This window comes from Ruminococcus sp., assembly GCF_024684275.1.
In genome coordinates this window covers 1-20027 of the sequence record NZ_JAIKXF010000110.1, presented here as the reverse complement: position 1 = coordinate 20027, position 20027 = coordinate 1, and the positions used below count along the sequence as shown (strand labels likewise).

The window sequence follows — 20027 nt, the reverse complement described above, 5'->3', positions numbered from 1 at the left end:
ACATTATATCACAGTAGGCTTATTATTTCAATAAATTTCACCCAGTTTTCAGATTCCGTCCCTGAGAAGCTCCTTCAGCAGCTCACAGCTGAAATAAGGGCTGCTGTCCAGCAGTTCAAGGAGCTTAGCCATATTTTCGTCGGAATACTCCACTTCTTTGGAATAATCCTTAGCAATATCGGCACATTCCTCAAATCCGCAGTACCCCTCAGCTGCCTTGCAGCGATAAAGTGCGCTTATGACGATGACGCTGAATGCCGCGAATTTTGCAAAGCTCAGCACCCTGCCGTCGTATACGCTTTTCAGCAGATAGCGGAAGATAAGATACAGGGCTATCCTGCGCAGATAGGGCAGGTGAGCGCTGTCCGCCGCAGGTGCTGTTTTCAGCCTTTCTCTGCATCCGCGGATATAGGGCAGCCAGTGCTCGTCAATGGGCTCCAGCTCCTCAAGGCAGGAGAATACTGCGCTGAGACCGTCTGTGCTGCCTGTTTTCGGAGACTCAGCGGCAGGTACGTCTATGTACTGCTGTGCGTCCGCGGCAATGTTCAGTACGCGGCAGAGGGCTTCGGCAAGGGGGATAGTTTCGTCGGTCAATACCGCGAACATCTCACTGCGGACATCAAGGAGCAGGCTGAGAAGCTCCTCGTCGTAATCGCCCGAAGCCGATTCATAGGGAATATCCTCCTCGCAGAGGGAAAAGGGGCTTGAAAGTATGAGTCTTGCGGCAGCCTCGCAGCATAGTCCGATACCGCCCTCCTTGAAAGTGCCGAACCACTCAAAATAACGGGGGTGGTCAGAGCATATCTGGCAGAGATTTTCCTCGCCAAGCTCGGTGTAGATATCACAGAGTCCCTGTGCATTGAGAAAAGGGCAGCGCTCGTCCTCGGTCAGCAGAAATGAGCTGTCACGTATGCTTTTGCGCAGTCTTTCTCCGAATTCTCCGTCTACGCTCATGTAAAAGCCACAGGTGTCGCTGTCTATATCTATTTCCCAGCCCTTGCAGCAGCTGTCACGGCAGTCTCCTGCGATACAGCGGAAATCGCGGCAATATCCGGGCGTTCTGTATATCATATCATTCACCTCAAAAATAAAGGGACTGTACAGCCAGTCCCTTTTGAATATTATTTTTTCTTATGATAGGGGACGTTATCGTAGTCCTCCTTGTGTATCTTTGGGTTTTTCTTTTCGGTAATGAGCTCTGCACGGTTGAATTCCTCGGGTGTCGTAAATGTAGGAACTATCTCGTGGAGAGCCTCAACAGCCACGTCGTTGAGATTCTCGTTTGCGGCGTTGCGGAGCTTTCTCAGCTGCTTGATGAACTTGTCGCTGTCAAGCTCTATCTGCTTGCCGATAAAGATAAGCTCGTTTGAGGTCTTTTGCAGTCCCTCCTCGTCCATAAGGAGTTCCTCGCGGAGCTTTTCGCCGGGGCGGAGACCTGTGAACTTTATCTCTACGTCCTCATAGGGCTTCTTTCCGTACATACGGATAAGATTTTCCGCAAGTCTTACGATGTGTACAGGCTGTCCCATATCGAGGACGAATATCTCGCCGCCGTGAGCTATGGCAGCAGCCTCCATAACGAGGCTTACAGCCTCGGGTATCGTCATAAAGTACCTGATAACGTCAGGGTGGGTTACCGTAACAGGTCTGCCTGCTTCTATCTGACGTCTGAAAAGCGGTATAACAGAGCCGTTTGAGCCGAGAACATTGCCGAATCTTGTAGTTACGAACTCTGTACAGCCGTCATGCTGCTGTGACAGATACTGGATTATCATCTCGCAGCAGCGCTTTGAAGCGCCCATTACGTTGGTAGGATTCACAGCCTTGTCCGTTGATATCATAACGAACTTCTTTACCTTGTGGAACTGTGCAAGAGTAGCAGTATTGAATGTGCCGATGACGTTGTTCTTGATAGCTTCCATAGGTGAGTTTTCCATAAGAGGAACGTGCTTATGGGCAGCTGCATGGAACACGATATCCGGCTTGTAGCGGTCGAATATGCAGTTCATGCGGTAGTAATCCCTTACAGAGGCAATAAGCACGGTAAGATTAAGCTTGTCTCCGTACTCCATTATGAGTTCCTGCTGAACGTCGTAGGCGTTATTCTCATAGATGTCGACGATAATGACGTGTCTGGGGTTATACTTGGCTATCTGGCGCACCAGTTCAGAGCCGATGCTTCCGCCGCCGCCTGTTACCATACAGGTCTTGCCGCTGATGAAGTTTCTTATATCCTCGTTGTCGAACTTGATAGGAGCACGTCCGAGGAGGTCCTCGACCTTGATGTCACGCATCTGAGTGAGGATAGGAGTATTTCCGCCGTCAAAGATAAGGCTTCCGATAAAGGGAACTACCTTGACCTTAGCGCCTGTTCCCGAGCACACATCAAGGATACGCTTGCGCTCGTCCTCAAGACACGAAGGAATAGCGAAGATTATCTGGTCGATGTGCTGCTGGTCAACGAATTTATGTATCTCGTGGGTAGTACCAACAACTGTAACGCCGTTTATTTCGGTACCGATCTTGCTTCTGTCATCGTCGATGATGCAGACAGGATCATATACCGCCGATACCTTGTCGTCCTCAAATGGAGACTTTTTGGCGTTTTCGATCTCTGTAAGTATCATACGGCAGGTCTGTCCTGCGCCTACTATCATGGTACGCTTGCGGCTGCCGTCGGTCTTTGACTTTGAGAATGTCACGAAGGTCTCTTTGAACAGCAGTCTGAACAGGCACACGCCCACCAGCGTAATAGCAGCCTGAACTGTCAGAAACAGGGCAGGAACGTCATTGCGTATGATATAGACTATGATGCCTGCTGCAAGGAAGCCGAAGACGACTCCGTTGATACAGGACAGATAGTCGCGCTTGTGGAAGAATCTCCACAGCTTGCAGTAAGCGCCGAATATGAACAGTGTGCCGCAGCAGGTAAGTGAGCATACAGCGAAGCTCATGAGCATATCTGAGCGCCCGACGTCTGCATTAAAGAATGAAAGCACAAAATTGGCGATCAATGCGGCTGAAATTACGATGAATACGTCAGCAAAGGCGAGAATTATTCTGCGTATGCTGAATTTCTCAAGTGTTTTTTTCAATTTTCTTCCCCCCATATCAGCATAAAAGCCGATAATGTTTTTATTTATCCCTCTCCAATTACAACTTCATCTGTTATGAATGGCAGCAGCTCGTCTGAAGCCTTTACAAGCTCGGGATCACATCTCTCCAAAAGTAAATCCCAATTAGGTCGGCGTGTATCGGTGTTATGGGCGTCGCTGCCGAAGATGATACTGCGTTTTGCGTCATTCAGCTGCTTTAACAGCTCTGCTTCTCTGTCAAGGAGAAACACCTCATTATTGAACTGAAAAACAGCGTCTGTCTGTAATATCCTGTCAAAATTCTCAGGCGTATAATACGCCATATAGCGGTGGATATGAGCGAGGACGACAGTCAGACCGTATTCTGACCGTATGGCGTTTATCTCCTCTGACATCCATTCCTCATAGTCACGAAAGGGCAGCTCAAGCAATATCAGCTCTGAATCCTCTATTGCGAGCCTGTCGATACCGTGCAGCTTTGATATACCGTGCTCGACAGCGACCTCAGCTCCGAGTGCGATATTCGGCAAGGCTATATTCTGCAATTCCGCAAGCTCAGCCATGCTCTCATAGGCTTCCTCACGTCTGAGCAGATATTCTGTCAGTGACCGTTCCTCGTGGGCATAGAAATGGGGCGTAGCGATAATACGCTCAACGCCCTGCTCCTTCATGATATTTATCATTTCAAGAGAGGTCTCTGCGTCCACAGCACCGTCGTCAAATTCGGGCAGAATATGGCAATGGTAATCTGTAAGCATATTCAGTTGTCTTCCTTTTTCTTTTTTGAACTACATTTCCCCAGCTTAAAAAGCAAAACATCTATCGGGGCAGCACGGCGTATATTTTTCTCTGCCGCTGTTATATCTTTTTGTAAATGCCGTTTACACCAATTCCCTTAAAATAATCTTAAAAACGGCGTCGATATAATTATATAACAGGAAACAGCGCTTTGTCAATAGGTAACAAAAGTTAATATTAAATAATATGTAAACTTGGTAATTATATTACCAAAATCAGGTAAAAAAAGTACAGCTGCCATAGGCAGCCGTACTCTGAGGTATATGAGAAACCTGGATTTTGTGAGTAAATCACTTAACGATAACGCCTTCCGGAACTGGAAGTGCAGCTATCTTTTTAAGGAGGAAGCACTGGATAGCCAGAGCGTCCTGAGCTGTAACGCCATTGTTTTCGTAAACGTCAGCAGCGGAAGCAGCCTTGTCGTCAAGCTTGTACTTGTTGGGGTTAGCGAGAGACTGCATAATGAGAACTACATCAGACATATCTACCTGACCGTCCTGATTAGCGTCACCGTTGCCGGTGCTCTTCTTATCAGGAACTTTAACTGTTGTAGTTGTTGTAGCATCGGTAGAAGTTGTAGATGACTCAGTTACAGTTGTTGTAGATGTGCTTGTTGTTGTAGTTGTGGTTGCAGAAGTAGTAGTTGTAGTTGTTGTAACTTCCTCTGCCTTGCCGAAGTTATAGCCGTCGAAGTCAACCAGCTCTGCCTGATACCAGATCTGAGCCTCAGCTGACTGGAGACCAGTTGGGAACTTGCTCATGGGAATTTCAACAGTAAGAGCGCCGTTAGCGTCTGTCTTGCCTTCCCACTCGATCTGCTCCCAGCCGTCGCCGTTGAAGCCTACACAGCCGTTAGTATCTGTATTGGGTTCGCCCTTGATCTTGATGATGAGGTTGTCGCCTGCCTGAGCGTTAGCGAAATCGATGTTTGTCTTCTTGGTCTTGTCAACAGGAACGTCGATCTTAGTATCAGGAGCGTCGAGAATAACCATCTTTTCGATAGTTGTCTTGCCCGGAGTTCTTGCCTGCATATGGTTGATGTTAGCGAGATCACCGCTCCAAGCAGCAGGAACCTGCTGATCTACGAGGTAGTAAGCGATCTTGTTGTCTTCGTCAACTGTGTAAGCAGCCATTTCTGTCCAGCCCTTGTAGTCCTTATCGGAAACTGCGAGGATAGGCTGATCGCCTGTGTACTTGATAGCAACTTCCTTGCCCTTGAGGTCGTCCCATGAGATCTCCTTGCCGGGAGTTGAGTTGCCGTATTCCTTTTCCTTTGCAACATCGATCTCAGCATTCTCGAGGAATACCTTACCTGTTGAGAGATCCTGGTGGTCGAATGTAGGTATCTTTGACTCGCTGCCCCACTTGATAGAGCTGTCGTCCATGATCTCCATCATCTTGTTGATGATAGGAAGGTTGTTTTCAAACCATTCGCCTGTTTTACGATCAATATAGCCGTGTACCTCACCGGGGTTCTGAGCGGGATCGCTGGCATCCTTTTTCTGTCCGTTGTCCCAGAGAACGCAGGGGATACCGTATTTCTTTGTAGTCTCAAAGTACTGTGTTGTCCACTCAACACGAGCCTGTGTATTTCCGAAGTCGGAAGTACCCATTTCGCCGATAACTACAGGAACACCCTTGTCAACGAACATATCACGGAAGTTCTGTAGATTGTAAGCAAGATCATTGCTGAACTCCTTAGTGAATGTATCGTGATAAGCACCTGACTTCTCGTCAGTATTCATTGTGAAGTTATAAGGAGTGTAAGCGTGGATAGAAACTGCAAGGAAGTCGTCATTCTCAGGAAGAACGATCTGATTGAGGAAGGTCTTGTCTGAGCTTGCAACATAGCCCGGGAGCATAAGAAGACGAGTCTTTGCGTAAGGACCGTCCATGCCTCTGATGAGCTTAACGAAGTTAGCTTCGAGCTTGTTGATAACGTCTGCTTCCTTAACAGGAGTTGCAGACCACCATTCCCAGTCTGTACCCTTAGCACGGGGCTCGTTCATGCACTCAAATATGAGGTGCTGATCGTAATCCTTGAATTCTGTTGCTATCTGAGTCCAGATCTTCATGAGTCTGGGGTTGATCTCGTCATAAGCTGTAGCAAGATCGGATCTGTTGATCCAGCCCTCCTCATGGTGAACGTTAAGGATAACGTACAAACCGTTATTATAAGCGTAGTCAACTACCTGATGAACACGAGCCAGCCACTGGGGATCGATGTTATCATTCTCGTCAAGGTGCTGGAACCATGTTGTAGGGATACGGACTGTGTTGAAGCCCTTTGCCTTGATAGCTTTGAAGAGTGTCTCGTTTGCCTCTGGGCAGCCCCAGCAGGTCTCTGTTTCAAGACCGGCACTCTTTACCGGGATATAAACTTTCGGATTGTTGGGATCGGGCTCCTGAGCATAAGCGTCGAGGGTATTACCCAGATTCCAGCCCACCTTCATGTTTTCTGTGATCTCAAATGCTGTCATTGTCTTGTCCGCAGCGTCAGAAACAAAACTGATCGGTGCGATGCGAAGTGAAGAAAGGAGGCATACTGCCGCAGCAGAAATGCTTACGAATCTCTTCACGTTCTTAGAATTCTTGAACATAAGTATCTTTCCTCCCTGAAAAAGTATCAGTAGTTTTTTTGTTAAGGTACAGTGCAGTAAACCTTAACTTCCTTACAACTAAATTTTAGCATAAATGTAAAATAAAGTCAAGCCTCTTTGTGCAAAATGCAACAATATTTGCATAGAAATTATGGTGAAGTTTTTATTATAAATGCCAGTATAACTGCGGTAAATCGAGGAGATTTGTTTCAATAATATTATTTGGATAGATATTTTTTAAGGTATTGTTTATACTATTTCTGATTAGGATAATAGAATTTACATAGAAATAATTTGTTAATATATAAGTATTGATTTTACTATTTTAAGAGATAAAATTACCATAAGGAAAAGCCTCCGCAAATGCGGAGGCTTCAGCTTACTTTTTCTTTTTGCTGTTATTATTCTTCTGATCTGCCTTTTATTCGGCGTCATCATCAGCTTCTTCTGCTTCGGACATCAGCTCTTCGGCAGCTTTTTCTGCTCTTTCTGCTGAATCCTCGGCTGTTTTTTCGGCGGTATCGACTGCTTTTTTGAATTCTTCATCGGCGTTTGCGATGAATCTTTCGGCGTCGTTTACCTCTTCCTCCTCAGGCTCTTCCTCCGGTTCTTCAACAGGTATCGGAGCTACCGCGCCTTTGGATTTGATTATTTCGACCTTTTTTCTGCCTGTATCCTCGGACTTTTCAGTCTCTTTTGGCTTTTTAGGCTTTTTGGCGTCCTTGGAGTCCTTTTTGTCCTTGTCGTTCTTGGAGCTCTTGGTCTCCTCGGGTTCTTCCTCGGGCTCGTCCTCTACCTTTTCGCCCTTGAGTATCTTCTTTGCCCTGATCTTCTCTTTGAGCACCTTGTTGTGCTTTCTGTCATACATATAGAAGAATATGAGGCAGGCAATGCCGAGAATCAGTGTTACTACTCCGGTATTGAAGCCGGGAGGAGTATACTTCATTGATACAGTATGGTGTCCTGCTGGAACGCGGATACCGATAAGTGTTCCGAGAACGATGACAGGGCCCTCAGTGCCCTCCTTGTTGCGGAGTATCTTCTGACCTGTGTTCTCGATCGTTTCCTCAGTGATGAGGCTGTCAACAGTCTTGCCGTCTATCTTAACCTCCCAGCCGGGTTCGTATGGGATAGTTGTCATGAGTATCTGACCGTCCTGAGCGTCAATGTCGCCAACAAGGCAGCGGTCATTGGTCTTGCTCATATCAAGGTTCCACGGGTTTGCTCTGAGCTTTGAGATGTCCTCGGTGAAGGCTTCTTCGTCAAGGTAATAGAAGTTTAAGCCTGCTTCCTTTCTTATCATTATATACTCATCGGTTCCGTCGTACTGTCCGTTTTCACCTGTTGGCGGAATTGTAAGTCTTATCTCTACCTCGTCGCCTGCCTTGAATGGTCCCATTCTTACGACAGGAGATGAATTTGTGTTGAAGTATGTGCCGTAGCCGTCATATGCCTCTGTGCCCGACTTCTGACCTCTGTATACGCCGTCCTCGCCCTTTACGGCTACCCATACGTTTGTAGCCTTTCTCATTTCAGAGCCGAGGTGCATATAGATGTTTCCGTCGTGAGGAACAGTCACGTCAACGTTTATAACTGCGTCGTCAACGCCTGCATATGCTTCATAGCAGTCGTGGAGAGTGCCGTTGTTGTTGTAATCGTGGAGATATACCTTTGAATCGTCGTAGTGTACGTCACAGTCAAAAGGAACATAGTACTGTCTGGGCTGTATCGGAACGGTAGTATAGTCTGTAGTGCTTCCTGTCATAGAGCTGAGGAAGTTGTTGAGGCTGTTGAAGGGATTGTCGTTGCCCAGTCCGGAAAGGATAAGGATATCGTCGTCAGCCATATAGCCTATTCCGAGAGCGTTGGGGTTCTCGTAAACGTCGATGTTTGCGGTAACGTCCTTGTCCTTCTTGTATGTGGTTGAGAAACGCTTGATATATGAAGCGTCCACAGTGGAACCGATATTTGTTCTTGATGGGTCATCGAGAACGTACTTTATGCCGAGAATTGAGTCTGCCACAGGGTTGCAGCCCTCGTACTTTGACTCAAAGCTCTGTGTGAAGTAACCCATTGTCTCGATGAATGTGATAGCTCTTGCGTTCATTACCGAGCTGGAGTGCGATATGCCCTTGAGTCCGTATGCAAGGTCGTCGTTTACCATACGGTTGAAGGTCTTTTCCGCGCGGTAGAAGCCGCCGTCGTAATCTTCAAGCTCCTTGACTACGTCGGGAGCACTTATGATTTCGGTATAGGTATACTTGCCTGAGTTGCCGACCTCCTTGTATATTTTTCTGAAGGAGTCGAAGCAGTTATAGCCTGTTTCAAAGAATATAAGGAGCGACATAGCCACTGTGATAGCGTTTCTGCCCTTCTTTGTCCTTGAATGGCTGTACATATATACGCCAACGATGTAAATAGCAGCAAGGACGAGACCGAATGCGATAGTACCCAGCCAGAGCTGCTCCTTGGCGTCGGAGGAATCAAGATATGCCTTGTATGGTGTTATGGCGACGTACTTGTACTTTTCCTCATTATAGTTGAAGCTCTTCATCATGCCGCAGAATATAGCGGTGAGACCGCCTATGATGCCGCCTGACAGCAAAGCGCTCGGCAGCGACAGCTTGTAGCCGTCAAGATTGGAGAATACCTCCGCAGCCATAGACACAAGAATGAATGAGAGCAGGAATGAGTATCTGTAAGGGAGCCAGTTAGGATCCTGACCGCCGTGCCACATCATGTTTACAGGCTTTACGTACATACTGAACAGCATTACGAATGTAAGGAAGCCATAGCCTATCTTGTTGTTGCGCTTTATCTTCTTGTTTGCGAAGAACAGCGGGATAAGAATGAATGTGAGCACACCGCAGTATATCTCGGGGCGTCCGTAGAATCTGGTGCCCTCGTCAACGTTTACTGAGTAGTACTGGTTGGGCAGCAGACACGGTACAAGCTCAACAGGGTTGAACATTGCCTTGTAGCTGTAGTCGGGGACTGAGAAGTCGAACTTACCGAGAGCCAGTGCGTTGTAAACGGGGAGTATCATGATAGCGCTGCACATTGCTGTTACCACAGCCGAAACTCCCATTCTGACGAATACGGTGAAGTAATCGCTTATGCCCTTGAATTTCCGCTGTGTTCCGAAGAATACATAGTAAAGGAAGTACAAGGCGATGAAAATGGCTATCATAAAGCCGATATAGAAGTTTGCGATGAACATTATCGCTGTCGGGATAATGAAGTTGAGCTTTCGTCCGTCATCGACCAGATATTCAACGCCGAGGATTATCAGCGGCAGGAATACCGGACCGTCTATCCACATAGGATCGATGAGCTGGATAACGACGTATGCCATCATTGCGTACATCGTAGAGAACATGAGAGACTGGAGAGGCTTCAGCTTCTTGGACTTCTGTGCGTATACACAGAAGGTAAGACCTGCTGCGCCTACCTTTGTCATCTGCATGATCATTACGCTTTCGAGGATCATTTTCCTCGGCAGCAGCATGACGATCAGCGTGAAGGGACTTGCGAGGTAGTATCCTATGATACCCATGAAGCCGCCTGACAGGTTTCTGCTCCAGCTGTAAAAGGCGCTTCCGTCGCCCCAGAATGCATCTCTGAGAGCCTCGAAATAGTAAATGTACTGACCGTTGAGGTCAAGTGTGAGCACTGAGCGCTCGCCGAAAGGGTAGACATCAAAGAAGATGTATGACACGAATGTCAGCAGGAAGGGGACGAGAAATGACAGTATATAGAATACAGGTCTGAACTTGTGTCCGCGCTTCTCGGCTATGATGTCTGCGGCAGTAACGGCGGGTTTTGTGCTGCCGATCTTGGTGCGGGCAGAGGCTGTGCCTGCCTTTGTGCCCGTAGCTTTTGACTTAGCCAATTTTGTTCCTCCTTTATTTCGGGCGGCAGAAGCCATAATACCCAATTATAATACTATTTTAATTATACTACAAAATCAGCACCTTTGCAATAATAAACAAAAAATATTTTTGAAAATATTTTTGAAAAATAGTGAGAGATTTCACTTGTTTTTACGTCTAATATATGGAGGCATTTGCATGACGGCAAATGAGTTTACAATTAATTTTGTGAATTAATTTTTAAATCCGTTGACTGTTATGTGTCAAAGTGCTATAATAAAACTGTTGCGGGCTTTTTTAGTCTGCACGGATATAGTTTTATTTGGTTGATTATAAAATACATATCAAATTATTTAATAATTGACTGATCAATTTTATTTTAAGGAGATAATTTAAAGTGGGTAAATATTTCGGAACGGACGGATTCAGAGGCACGGCTAATGAAAATCTCACAGCCGATCATGCATATAAGGTAGGACGCTTTCTTGGCTGGTACTACGGCGAGCTCAAAAGAAGAAAGGGCGACGACAGCGCTCCGCGCATAGTAATAGGCAAGGATACACGCCGTTCAAGCTATATGTTCGAGTATTCTCTGGTAGGCGGACTTACCGCTTCGGGTGCAGATGCATATCTGCTCCATGTTACTACAACTCCGTCAGTGGCTTACATCTCAAGAGTTGACAGCTTTGACTGCGGTATCATGATCTCCGCAAGCCACAATCCATACCACGATAACGGCATCAAGCTCATAAACGGTCAGGGCGAGAAAATGGAGGACGAGGTAATTGACCTCGTGGAGGCTTATCTGGACGGAAAACTTGAGGCTTTCGGTCAGAAGTGGGAGGAAGTCCCATTCGCTCACGGTGAGAAGATAGGCAAGAGTGTGGATTATGTTTCGGGCAGAAACCGCTACCTCGGCTACCTTATCTCACTTGGTATGTACTCATTCAGAGGCATGAAGATTGGTCTTGACTGCGCAAACGGCTCAGCATGGAACATTGCAAAGAGCGTATTTGAGGCTCTCGGCGCTGAGACTCACGTTATAAATGCAGCTCCTACAGGAGTCAACATCAACAATAATGCCGGCTCTACACATATCGAGGGACTTCAGAAGTTCGTAGTGGAGAATGGCCTTGACGCCGGCTTTGCCTACGACGGCGATGCTGACCGCTGTCTCTGTGTTGACGAAAAGGGAAATGTCATCACAGGTGACCATATTCTCTATATCTACGGAAGATACATGAAGGAGCGCGGAAAGCTCATCAATAATACTGTTGTTACTACAGTTATGTCCAATTTCGGACTTTACAGAGCATTTGACGAGATAGGCGTAGAGTACGCAAAGACAGCTGTCGGCGACAAGTACGTTTATGAGTACATGAAGGAGCATGGCTGCTGTATCGGCGGCGAGCAGAGCGGACACATCATCTTCTCAAAGTATGCTTCCACAGGCGATGGCATCCTCACAAGCTTAAAGATAATGCAGGTGATCATGTCCCGTCAGAAGAAGCTCAGCGAGCTTGCAGCTCCTTTCGTTGTGTATCCGCAGGTCCTTGAAAATGTCAAGGTAAAGGACAAGGCAGCTGCACAGGCAGATCCCGATGTCCGCGCAGAGGTGGACAAGGTAGCGGCAGAGCTTGGCGACAGCGGAAGAATACTCGTCCGTGAGAGCGGTACAGAGCCCCTTGTAAGAGTTATGGTAGAGGCTCAGGACGAGGCAGTATGCCGCAGCTGTGTTGACAGAGTAGTGAACGTTATCAGACAGAAGGGACATACATTATAATAAACAAGCATATCAGCTCTCCGCGGTCAAGACCACGGAGAGCCGTTCTGCGTTATTGGTGCAATCTGTAGAACGTCACAGAGGGCATATCGTTCAATTTTAGCGAATAATTGGAAATTTTGTTAAGGTATTGACGATGTGCCTTTTTAGTGGTATAATAATTCTTACGGCGTGTTATGCCGTAAAATAAGGAAACAACAATAAAACGGAGGGTAAAATGGCTAAGAATAACGAACGTAACCTCAATGTTACGATCAAAAATCAGGAAGATAACAAAGATGAAGTAGTTATTTCTATTTCCGCAATATTGAAAAATCTCAAGAGATACCTTGCAGTATGGATAGTGATCACTATTATAGCAGGTCTGCTGACATTCTCTTTCTCAGCGATAAAGACTTTTTCAGCTAAGACACCTGCAAAGGCACTGGTAAGCTTTACATATACAGGTATCGAAAAGGGACTTGACCCAAAGGGCCGCAAGTTTGAGATCGAAACAATGAAGAATCCAAAGGTCATTGAAAAGGCTCTTACAGAAATGGGCATGGATCTCAAAAAGATCGAGGACATCAGAACAAGTCTCAGCTTTGACTATAAGATACCGCAGGAGGCTTACGATCAGCTCACAGCCTACAACAGCGTAATGGACAAGGCAACAAGCGGAAGCCTTTCTGCTGCACAGGCTATGCTGGATACAAAGTACTATCCGACACAGTTCACTGTAAAGTTCGATTTTGGCAAGGCAGGTCTTGACAGACAGAACGGCGTTGATTTCCTCAACACTCTTTTAAAGTGCTACGGCGAGTACTTTTATGAGGAATACGGCTTCAATGAGCCCCTCGGTACAGCTGTAAAGACCGCTGATTATGAAACCTATGATTACGCTCAGCAGGTAGACCTTTTCAGAAACTCACTCAGAACAGTTAAGACCTACCTTGACAACCTTGCAAAGGACGATACAACAACATTCCGTTCAAGCGCTACAGGCTATACATTCAGCGACCTTTCTGATTACGCAAAGACTATCACAGGCATTGACCTTGACAGAATATCCTCTTATATCACTGTAAACAACGTAACAAAGGATAAGGATTCCACACTTGCTTACTATAATTACAGGATAGAGAATCTCAAGCGCGACAGTGACGAGTACTCTGAGCGACTTGAAGCTATCAACAACTCTATCACTTCATATAAGAAGGATGTTATTCAGGTATTCGGAAACGGTACTGAAAACACAAATACCGAGTCTACTCTTCATTCAGAACAGTACGATTCGATGTTCAGACAGAAAACAAGCGTTGAATCAAGCCTTGCACAGACAAAGCAGGATATCAACTTCTACACTTCAAGACGCGATGCTCTCCAGAACAACAAGGCAAGCTCAAAGGCTAATGTTGACAAGGTAGAGGCTGACATCGCAGACCTCAGCAAGAAGGTCGAGAAGCTTGTTGACCTTACAGAGCAGACAGCAAGCGACTATTATGAGAACGTACAGTTCGCAAACGCTTACAATATCCTTGTTCCTGCGACAAAGTCCGTAGGAGCAGGTCTCAGTCAGGCTGCAAGCGGAGCTGTAAAGACTATAGTTATAGTTGAGATCCTTATATTTGCAGTATACCTCGCTGCTGCATTTATCGCAGCCCTTAAATTCGAGAACAGCAAGAAGCCTGCAAAAGTCAGCGCTGATGACGATGATCTCGATGATCTCGTGGACGTTATCGAGGAAGAAGCTGAAAAGGCTGAAAAGCAGACAAACGCTAAAAAGAACAAGAAAAAGTAATATGATCCATTCAGGGGCTGCCGAGGGACTTACCTCGGCAGCCCCCTTTATGTTAAATCCACGTTAAAGAATGGCACAAATCCTTGACTTGCGGCTGTATCCTGATATAATAGTATTTAGAAGTGGGAAAATATTATTTATCAGGAGAAAATCATGGAAGAATTTTCGGTTTTTAACATCTTTACCCTTTTGGGCGGACTTGCCTTCTTCCTCTATGGTATGAAGGTAATGTCAACAGGTCTTGAAAAGCTCACAGGCGGCAAGCTGGAGCTGGCACTTAAAAAAATGACCTCTAACAAAATCAAAGCACTGCTGCTCGGAATGGGCATAACTATTGCGATACAGTCGTCGTCAGCAATGACTGTTATGCTGGTAGGTTTTGTAAACTCGGGCATTATGTCACTTGAGCAGACTATCGGCGTGTGCTTTGGCTCTGACATCGGAACAACACTTACTGCGTGGATACTCAGCCTTGCAGGTGTTGACGGAAAGAATCCGTTTATAAAGATGCTCAAGCCTTCATCATTTGCACCGTTAGTTGCACTTATAGGTGTTATAATGATAATGGCAGCAAAGAAAAACAAGAAAAAGGACATAGGACGTATCCTTGTAGGCTTTGCCATTATAATGACAGGTATGACTCTTATGTCAGATGCGGTATCACCTCTTGCTGATTCGCCTAAGTTCCAGAATGTACTTACCGCATTCCAGAATCCTATCCTCGGCGTTCTTGTAGGAGCAGGCTTTACAGGCATAATCCAGAGCTCCGCTGCCTCTGTCGGAATATTACAGGCGTTTTCACAGACAGGTGCGCTGACATATGGTATGGCGCTTCCTATAATCATGGGACTTAATATCGGTACTTGCGTAACAGCTCTCATTTCAAGTATCGGAGTAAACAAAAACGCCAAGCGCGTGGCTTGTATACATATACTGATAAAGATACTCGGAACACTTATACTGCTTCCTATATCAATGATACTTGAAAGCGTGATCCATCTTAGTATATTCGATCAGACTGTTGGCTATGTCGGAATTGCGGTCATGCACTCTATATTCAATATAGCAACGACAATCATTCTCTTGCCGTTCTCAAAGCATATCGTAAACCTTTCAAAGATAATAATCAAGGACGATGCTGCCGAGGAGGAAAGCTCGAAAAAGACAATTACAGGTCTGGACACTATACTCCTCAAAACTCCTGCTGTAGCTGTACACACCTGTATCTCAGCTACAAATCAGATGGCTGAGCTCACAAGAGAGACTATCCTCAGATCACTGGAGCTCCTTAAAGGCTATGACGAGGGCGCCTGTGACCTTATAATTGAAAACGAGGATATAATCGACGGCTATGAGGACAAGATAAACAGCTTCCTTATAAAGCTGGCAAAATCCAGTATCACAGGTGCGGACAGCCGAAGCGTATCAAAGATGATGCACTGTGTAGGAAACTTTGAGAGAATTTCCGACCATGCGGTAAATCTTGTGGAATCAGTTCAGGAAATGCACGAAAAGGGAATAATGTTCTCTGATGAATGTCTCAACGAGATAACAGTCATCACAGACGCTATTGCCGAGAATATAAACAAGGCATTCGATTCATATGTAAACAGCGATCTTGTTACTGCACATAAGGTAGAGCCTCTTGAGGAAGTGGTGGATAATCTCAGTACAGAGCTGAAAAACCGCCATATCCGCAGACTCCAGAATGACGAGTGTACAGTTGAGCTGGGATATATCTTCCAGGACGTTCTGACCAATCTTGAGCGAGTATCCGATCACTGCTCAAATATCGCAGGCTGTCTTATCGAGACAGACGAGAAGAAAACACTTCACGCGTATCTCCACGATGTTAAGGAGAACGATGAAACATTCAGAAATGAATACCGTGAGTATGCAGAGGAATATTTCCGCAGACTGAGCGGTACAAGCGTAAATGCATAAAAACAGGCGGCTGACTTTAAGTCAGCCGCTTTTTTATGATATGATTTTGCAGTGTACGCCGCTTTTATATCTTAATACGGAAGATTGAACTTTTCTGCCTTCCAGACATTATCGCTGCCGATAACTACCGAGAATTCATCGGTTTCAGTATAGGATGGCTGTCCGAAGTCATCTCCGTCGTAGTAATTCTCAACGGTGAATACTATCTCATTGTCAGACTTTGATTTTATCTCAGTTATCCTTGATGATGAGTAGTAGATATTAGCTCCGCGGTTTCCGCAAAGGGCATATGTCGAGCCGTTGCTGTCCATATAGAGCGAAGCGAGGTCGTTGGAATGGCTGTCACTGAACACCTTGTGGTACTCGTTCAGAACGTCGCTGAAAGAGTGTATCCTGCTGTCGGTAACACGATAGAAACGCCATGAAAGGTCGTTTTCAATATAATCGTCGTTGTCGACCTCAAAGGGGCAGCCTACAGTGAACTTCATCTCTGTTCGGCAGGCGGACTGAAAAAGTGCCTGTGCAGCCGCCATAAGAGTCTTGTCGTCAGCCTTTGAGCTGTCCTCAGTGAAGACCACAGCGCCGTCGTCGTTGTACTCGAAGGCTCCGCCGCCAAGCGGATCGGGCTGATGTGCAGCTGTCGATGTTGAAGCAGCTGCGGAGGTCGTAGTGGTTATTGCAGTAGTTGTTGAAACTGTTGTAGTCTCGGTAGTGTCTTCGCTTGTTGTTGTTACAGCCTCTGTGGTCTTTGGCTTAGGCTGCTGGGAAGCCGTGCCTGCCTTTTTGCCGCAGGATACTGCGCCTGCTGTAAGAGCTGCTGCTGCCATTAATGCTAATATCTTTTTCATTATTCTTCCTCCTGTTCGTCATCGTCAAGGACGAAATCTATAGTTCCGTCGCTGACATTCACTGCGGCGCAGACCACCTGAACGGTCTGTCCCAGTGTGTATGATACTCCGCTGAAGCTCTCTGTAAGAGAAACAGGCTCGGAGTAGTCGTATTCGCCCTCGGGGAGCGTTCTTATATGGACAAGTCCCTCAACTGTGTTGGGGAGCTCTGCATAAAAGCCGAATTCGGTAACACCTGATATTTTAGCGGTGAAGCTCTCACCGAGATGCGCTTTCATATATTCTGCCTTGTAGCAGTCCTCACATTCGCGCTCGATAGTCACGGCACGTATCTCCGCAGCTGATGAACGCTCTGCGGCGTTGACCGCAAAGCCTGCATAGCGCTTGTTGAGCCAGTCGTTGTTGTAGCCTGCCAGTATATCCGTGATTATGCGGTGTATTGCAAGGTCAGGATAGCGGCGGATAGGGGAGGTGAAGTGTGCGTAGTCCTCCAGCACCAGTCCGAAATGTCCCAGCGGTTCGTGGGAATATTTCGCCTTTGCCATAGAGCGGAGCACCAGCATATTTACTGCCTCGAATTTGTCTGTGCCCTTAGCCTCCTCCAGTATCTTAGCCGCGTGAACAGGCTTGAATTCGCTGAAATGGGGACACTCAAAGCCGTATTTCGGCAGTATCTCGTGGAGCGCCTCGGTCTTTGCCTCGGGCGGAGCCTCATGGATACGGTAAACAAAGGGGACCTTCTTTTCCTTAGCCAGCTTAGCGGCGGCTTCATTAGCCGTCAGCATGAATTCCTCGATGATACGCTCGGACTTGCCTCGCTCTCGGGGCTGTACATCACAGCAGATGCCGTCCTCGCCGATTATGAGCTTGCTTTCGGTGGTCTCTATCTCGGGAGCGTGACGGAGCTTTTTCTTCTCGATGAGCTTATCCGCCAGCTCGTTCATAAGGTCTATGCTTTTGCGCACCTTAGCGTATTTCTCGGCTATCTCGGGAGTTTCGGTGCCGTCCAGTATGCGGTTTATCTCTGAATAAACGCCCTTTACACGGGAGCGGATAACGCTCTTGCAGAAGCGGTATGAGAGCATATTTCCCTCCTTGTCCAGCTCTATGAAAGCGGAAAGGGTAAGCCTGTTTTCGTCCGGGTTAAGAGAGCAGATACCGTTAGACAGCTCCTTCGGAAGCATTGGTATTACCTTGTCGGCGTAGTATATACTTGTGCCGCGCATGAGGGCTTCCTTGTCCAGAGCACTGTTGCCCTTGACATAGTGAGAAACATCTGCGATATGAACGCCGAGGCAGTAGCCCTTTCGCGTTTTGCTGACAGAGACCGCATCGTCAAGGTCCTTTGACTCGGCGCTGTCAATGGTGAATATGTCCATATCACGCAGGTCCTCGCGATTATTGAAGGAGTACTCCTGTACGCCGCCCTCGGATATTTTTCTTGCCTCCTTCAGCACCTCCTCGGGAAATGCCGTGGGAGCGCCGTGTATCACAAGTATTGAGGCTGCCGATGAAGCCGCGTATTCCGAGCTGCCGAAAACGAGAGTTATCTTAACCTTATGCTCGGCGTGGCGTCTGCCTCGGTAGACTATCTCTGCAAGTACCTTGTCGCCGTTTTCAAAGGGGACGCTTTCCTCCTTCACGATAATAACGTGATTGCGCGAAGCCGTATCGGGAACGAGGTAAGGCTTGCCGTCCTCATATTCTATCCTGCCTGTTAGCTGAGAACTGCCGAATTCGAGTATATCAAGTATCTCGCCCTCGGGCTCGCCTGAACGGGAGGGGATAGCGGAGATAAGCACCCTGTCGTTGGGCATAGCGCCAAGCATACATTTTCCCGGGATAAAATACTCTACGCCCTCGTCGGTAACAGCAAAGCCGAATGTCCTGCTGAGCCTTGTCACCGTGCCGGGGTACACGTTTATACGTGAGCAAAGGGCAGCCTTCATGCCTTTTTTCATCATGACAACGCCCTCTGTGCGGAGCTGAGAAAAAGCCTCGGTGAAATTCTCTCTGCCTGATTTTTTAGTCCTGCACTTTGATTCAAGCTCGCTCAGTGGCATGGATTTTTTGCCGTAAGCCTTTAAAAAGGTGACTATCTTGTTTTTATAGCTCTCCACTGACACGGGAGAGCCGCTTTTTTTTGCTGTTTGTTTCTTTTTTGGTTTTTCTGACATAAACTCTCCTTGTGAGGTGTTCGATAAAAATTTAAGCCCCATGACCTAAAGTCACAGGGCAGCTTTTTTACTTTGTGAAGATCGGTATGATATTTACCGCAAGTACAGCAATAAAGAGAAGAATTGAAAGAGTTCTTGTGATCTTAGCAAGGATAGCTTCCTTGGTTCTGCCCTCGTTCTTGCCGTAGAATGAATCAGCGCTTGCACCTGTGAGAGCAGCAGTCATGCTGTCCTGTGATTTCTGCTCCTGTGAAAGGCAGATGATAACAGTGATAACGCTGAGGATGAGTATTGCTACTCCGCCGATGATCTCTAAAGTTGACATAAAAAACTACCTCCGAAATATACAGTTATGATTTACGGCAAAAGCCGAAATATTTCAATTAGCTTTACTATTATATCACAGAAGCGGCGGATTTGCAAGAGTTTTCAGCGAAAAAGCGAGACAAAAAAACAAAGTAAAATTGTTGAAATCGTACAAGTATTATGGCTTGTAGGGGCTGATGCCTACATCGGTCCGCAGTATGCACGTAAAATAAAAGCAGCTCCCACTGGGAGCTGCTTTGTGTCATCAAACCTGATCTACAGGAAGTGAGCTTATAAGATTGAGGAGCTTCTTCTGGATAGCGAGAGCGTCATTTGAAGTAATACCGTTACCTCTCTTGTGAACGTCTGCGTTAGCCTGTCCCTGCTCTGTCATGTGTGTTCTGTCTGAACCGTTGAGGCCGTACTTGTTTGGATTTGCAAGTGACTGCATGATAAGAACTACGTCTGCAAGATCAACGCCGCCGTCGTCGTTAGCGTCGCCGAGGAGCTTAGCGTCGAGCTCCTTGCTTGGAGCTGTAGTAGTTGTAGTAGATCTTGTAGTTGTAGTAGTTGCCTTTGTAGTTGTTGTTGCTCTTGTTGTAGTAGCTCTTGTTGTTGTGTTGTTGTTGCTTGAAGAGCCGCTCTTGTGGAGAACGATCTTTGTGATAGTTACATCGTCATCATGTGGCCACCAAACCATAGCCTTGATAGTTGAACCAACGTTTGAAGGAACAGTATAGTCGATAGCTACTGTCTTGTCAGAGTTTACCTTAACGCCTGAGAACTCTTCCTGCTCCCATTCGCCTGTCCATGTACCGAAACCG

11 protein-coding genes and 1 pseudogene are annotated in these 20027 nt (G+C 46.6%); 3 read left to right on the top strand and 9 right to left on the bottom strand.

The annotated features are described in order from the left end of the window. Positions 1-48: 48 nt before the first annotated feature. The 5 genes from fliB to K5677_RS12925 form a co-directional block, all read right to left on the bottom strand. A complete protein-coding gene (fliB, locus tag K5677_RS12945; protein ID WP_296728755.1) occupies positions 49-1071 on the bottom strand; it encodes a flagellin lysine-N-methylase in 1023 nt (340 codons plus the stop codon). Positions 1072-1121: 50 nt separating this feature from the next. After that, positions 1122-3095 (bottom strand): nucleoside-diphosphate sugar epimerase/dehydratase, encoded by a 1974-nt coding sequence (locus K5677_RS12940; protein WP_296728754.1) that lies wholly within the window; start codon positions 3093-3095, stop codon positions 1122-1124. A gap of 44 nt (positions 3096-3139) precedes the next feature. After that, positions 3140-3853: a CpsB/CapC family capsule biosynthesis tyrosine phosphatase gene (locus K5677_RS12935; RefSeq protein WP_296728753.1), complete on the bottom strand. Its 714-nt coding sequence runs from the start codon at positions 3851-3853 to the stop codon at positions 3140-3142. Positions 3854-4183: 330 nt separating this feature from the next. Then, positions 4184-6493: a cellulase family glycosylhydrolase gene (locus K5677_RS12930; protein ID WP_296728752.1), complete on the bottom strand. Its 2310-nt coding sequence runs from the start codon at positions 6491-6493 to the stop codon at positions 4184-4186. Positions 6494-6914: 421 nt separating this feature from the next. After that, positions 6915-10385: a YfhO family protein gene (locus K5677_RS12925; protein ID WP_296728751.1), complete on the bottom strand. Its 3471-nt coding sequence runs from the start codon at positions 10383-10385 to the stop codon at positions 6915-6917. A 377-nt stretch (positions 10386-10762) separates the two neighbouring features. Here K5677_RS12925 and glmM point away from each other — a divergent pair, with 377 nt between their 5' ends. From glmM to K5677_RS12910, 3 genes are all read left to right on the top strand, one after another. Continuing rightward, positions 10763-12148 carry a phosphoglucosamine mutase gene (glmM, locus tag K5677_RS12920; protein ID WP_296728750.1) on the top strand — a complete coding sequence of 462 codons (1386 nt, stop codon included), beginning with the start codon at positions 10763-10765 and terminating at the stop codon, positions 12146-12148. Positions 12149-12365: 217 nt separating this feature from the next. Beyond that, positions 12366-13928 (top strand): lipopolysaccharide biosynthesis protein, encoded by a 1563-nt coding sequence (locus K5677_RS12915; protein ID WP_296728749.1) that lies wholly within the window; start codon positions 12366-12368, stop codon positions 13926-13928. Between the two features lie 153 nt (positions 13929-14081). Beyond that, positions 14082-15872 carry a Na/Pi cotransporter family protein gene (locus tag K5677_RS12910; protein ID WP_296728748.1) on the top strand — a complete coding sequence of 597 codons (1791 nt, stop codon included), beginning with the start codon at positions 14082-14084 and terminating at the stop codon, positions 15870-15872. Positions 15873-15943: 71 nt separating this feature from the next. Here K5677_RS12910 and K5677_RS12905 read toward each other — a convergent pair whose 3' ends face one another. From K5677_RS12905 to K5677_RS12890, 4 genes and pseudogenes are all read right to left on the bottom strand, one after another. After that, entirely contained in the window at positions 15944-16720 is a 777-nt protein-coding gene (locus K5677_RS12905; protein WP_296728747.1) for a hypothetical protein, read from the bottom strand. Beyond that, entirely contained in the window at positions 16720-18897 is a 2178-nt protein-coding gene (rnr, locus tag K5677_RS12900; RefSeq protein WP_296728746.1) for a ribonuclease R, read from the bottom strand. Before rnr ends, K5677_RS12905 begins: the two co-directional genes overlap by 1 nt. A 67-nt stretch (positions 18898-18964) precedes the next feature. Then, a complete protein-coding gene (secG, locus tag K5677_RS12895) occupies positions 18965-19222 on the bottom strand; it encodes a preprotein translocase subunit SecG (RefSeq protein ID WP_173459886.1) in 258 nt (85 codons plus the stop codon). Positions 19223-19468: 246 nt separating this feature from the next. Further along, positions 19469-20027, bottom strand: a pseudogene (locus K5677_RS12890) (endoglucanase); the annotation flags it as partial.

Bases quoted from the DNA above. Each gene is read 5' to 3' on its own strand.
- fliB (WP_296728755.1), bottom strand. From the start codon at position 1,071: ATGATATACAGAACGCCCGGATATTGCCGCGATTTCCGCTGTATCGCA.
- K5677_RS12905 (WP_296728747.1), bottom strand. From the start codon at position 16,720: ATGAAAAAGATATTAGCATTAATGGCAGCAGCAGCTCTTACAGCAGGC.
- K5677_RS12935 (WP_296728753.1), bottom strand. From the start codon at position 3,853: ATGCTTACAGATTACCATTGCCATATTCTGCCCGAATTTGACGACGGT.
- K5677_RS12915 (WP_296728749.1), top strand. From the start codon at position 12,366: ATGGCTAAGAATAACGAACGTAACCTCAATGTTACGATCAAAAATCAG.
- rnr (WP_296728746.1), bottom strand. From the start codon at position 18,897: ATGTCAGAAAAACCAAAAAAGAAACAAACAGCAAAAAAAAGCGGCTCT.
- K5677_RS12930 (WP_296728752.1), bottom strand. From the start codon at position 6,493: ATGTTCAAGAATTCTAAGAACGTGAAGAGATTCGTAAGCATTTCTGCT.
- K5677_RS12910 (WP_296728748.1), top strand. From the start codon at position 14,082: ATGGAAGAATTTTCGGTTTTTAACATCTTTACCCTTTTGGGCGGACTT.
- secG (WP_173459886.1), bottom strand. From the start codon at position 19,222: ATGTCAACTTTAGAGATCATCGGCGGAGTAGCAATACTCATCCTCAGC.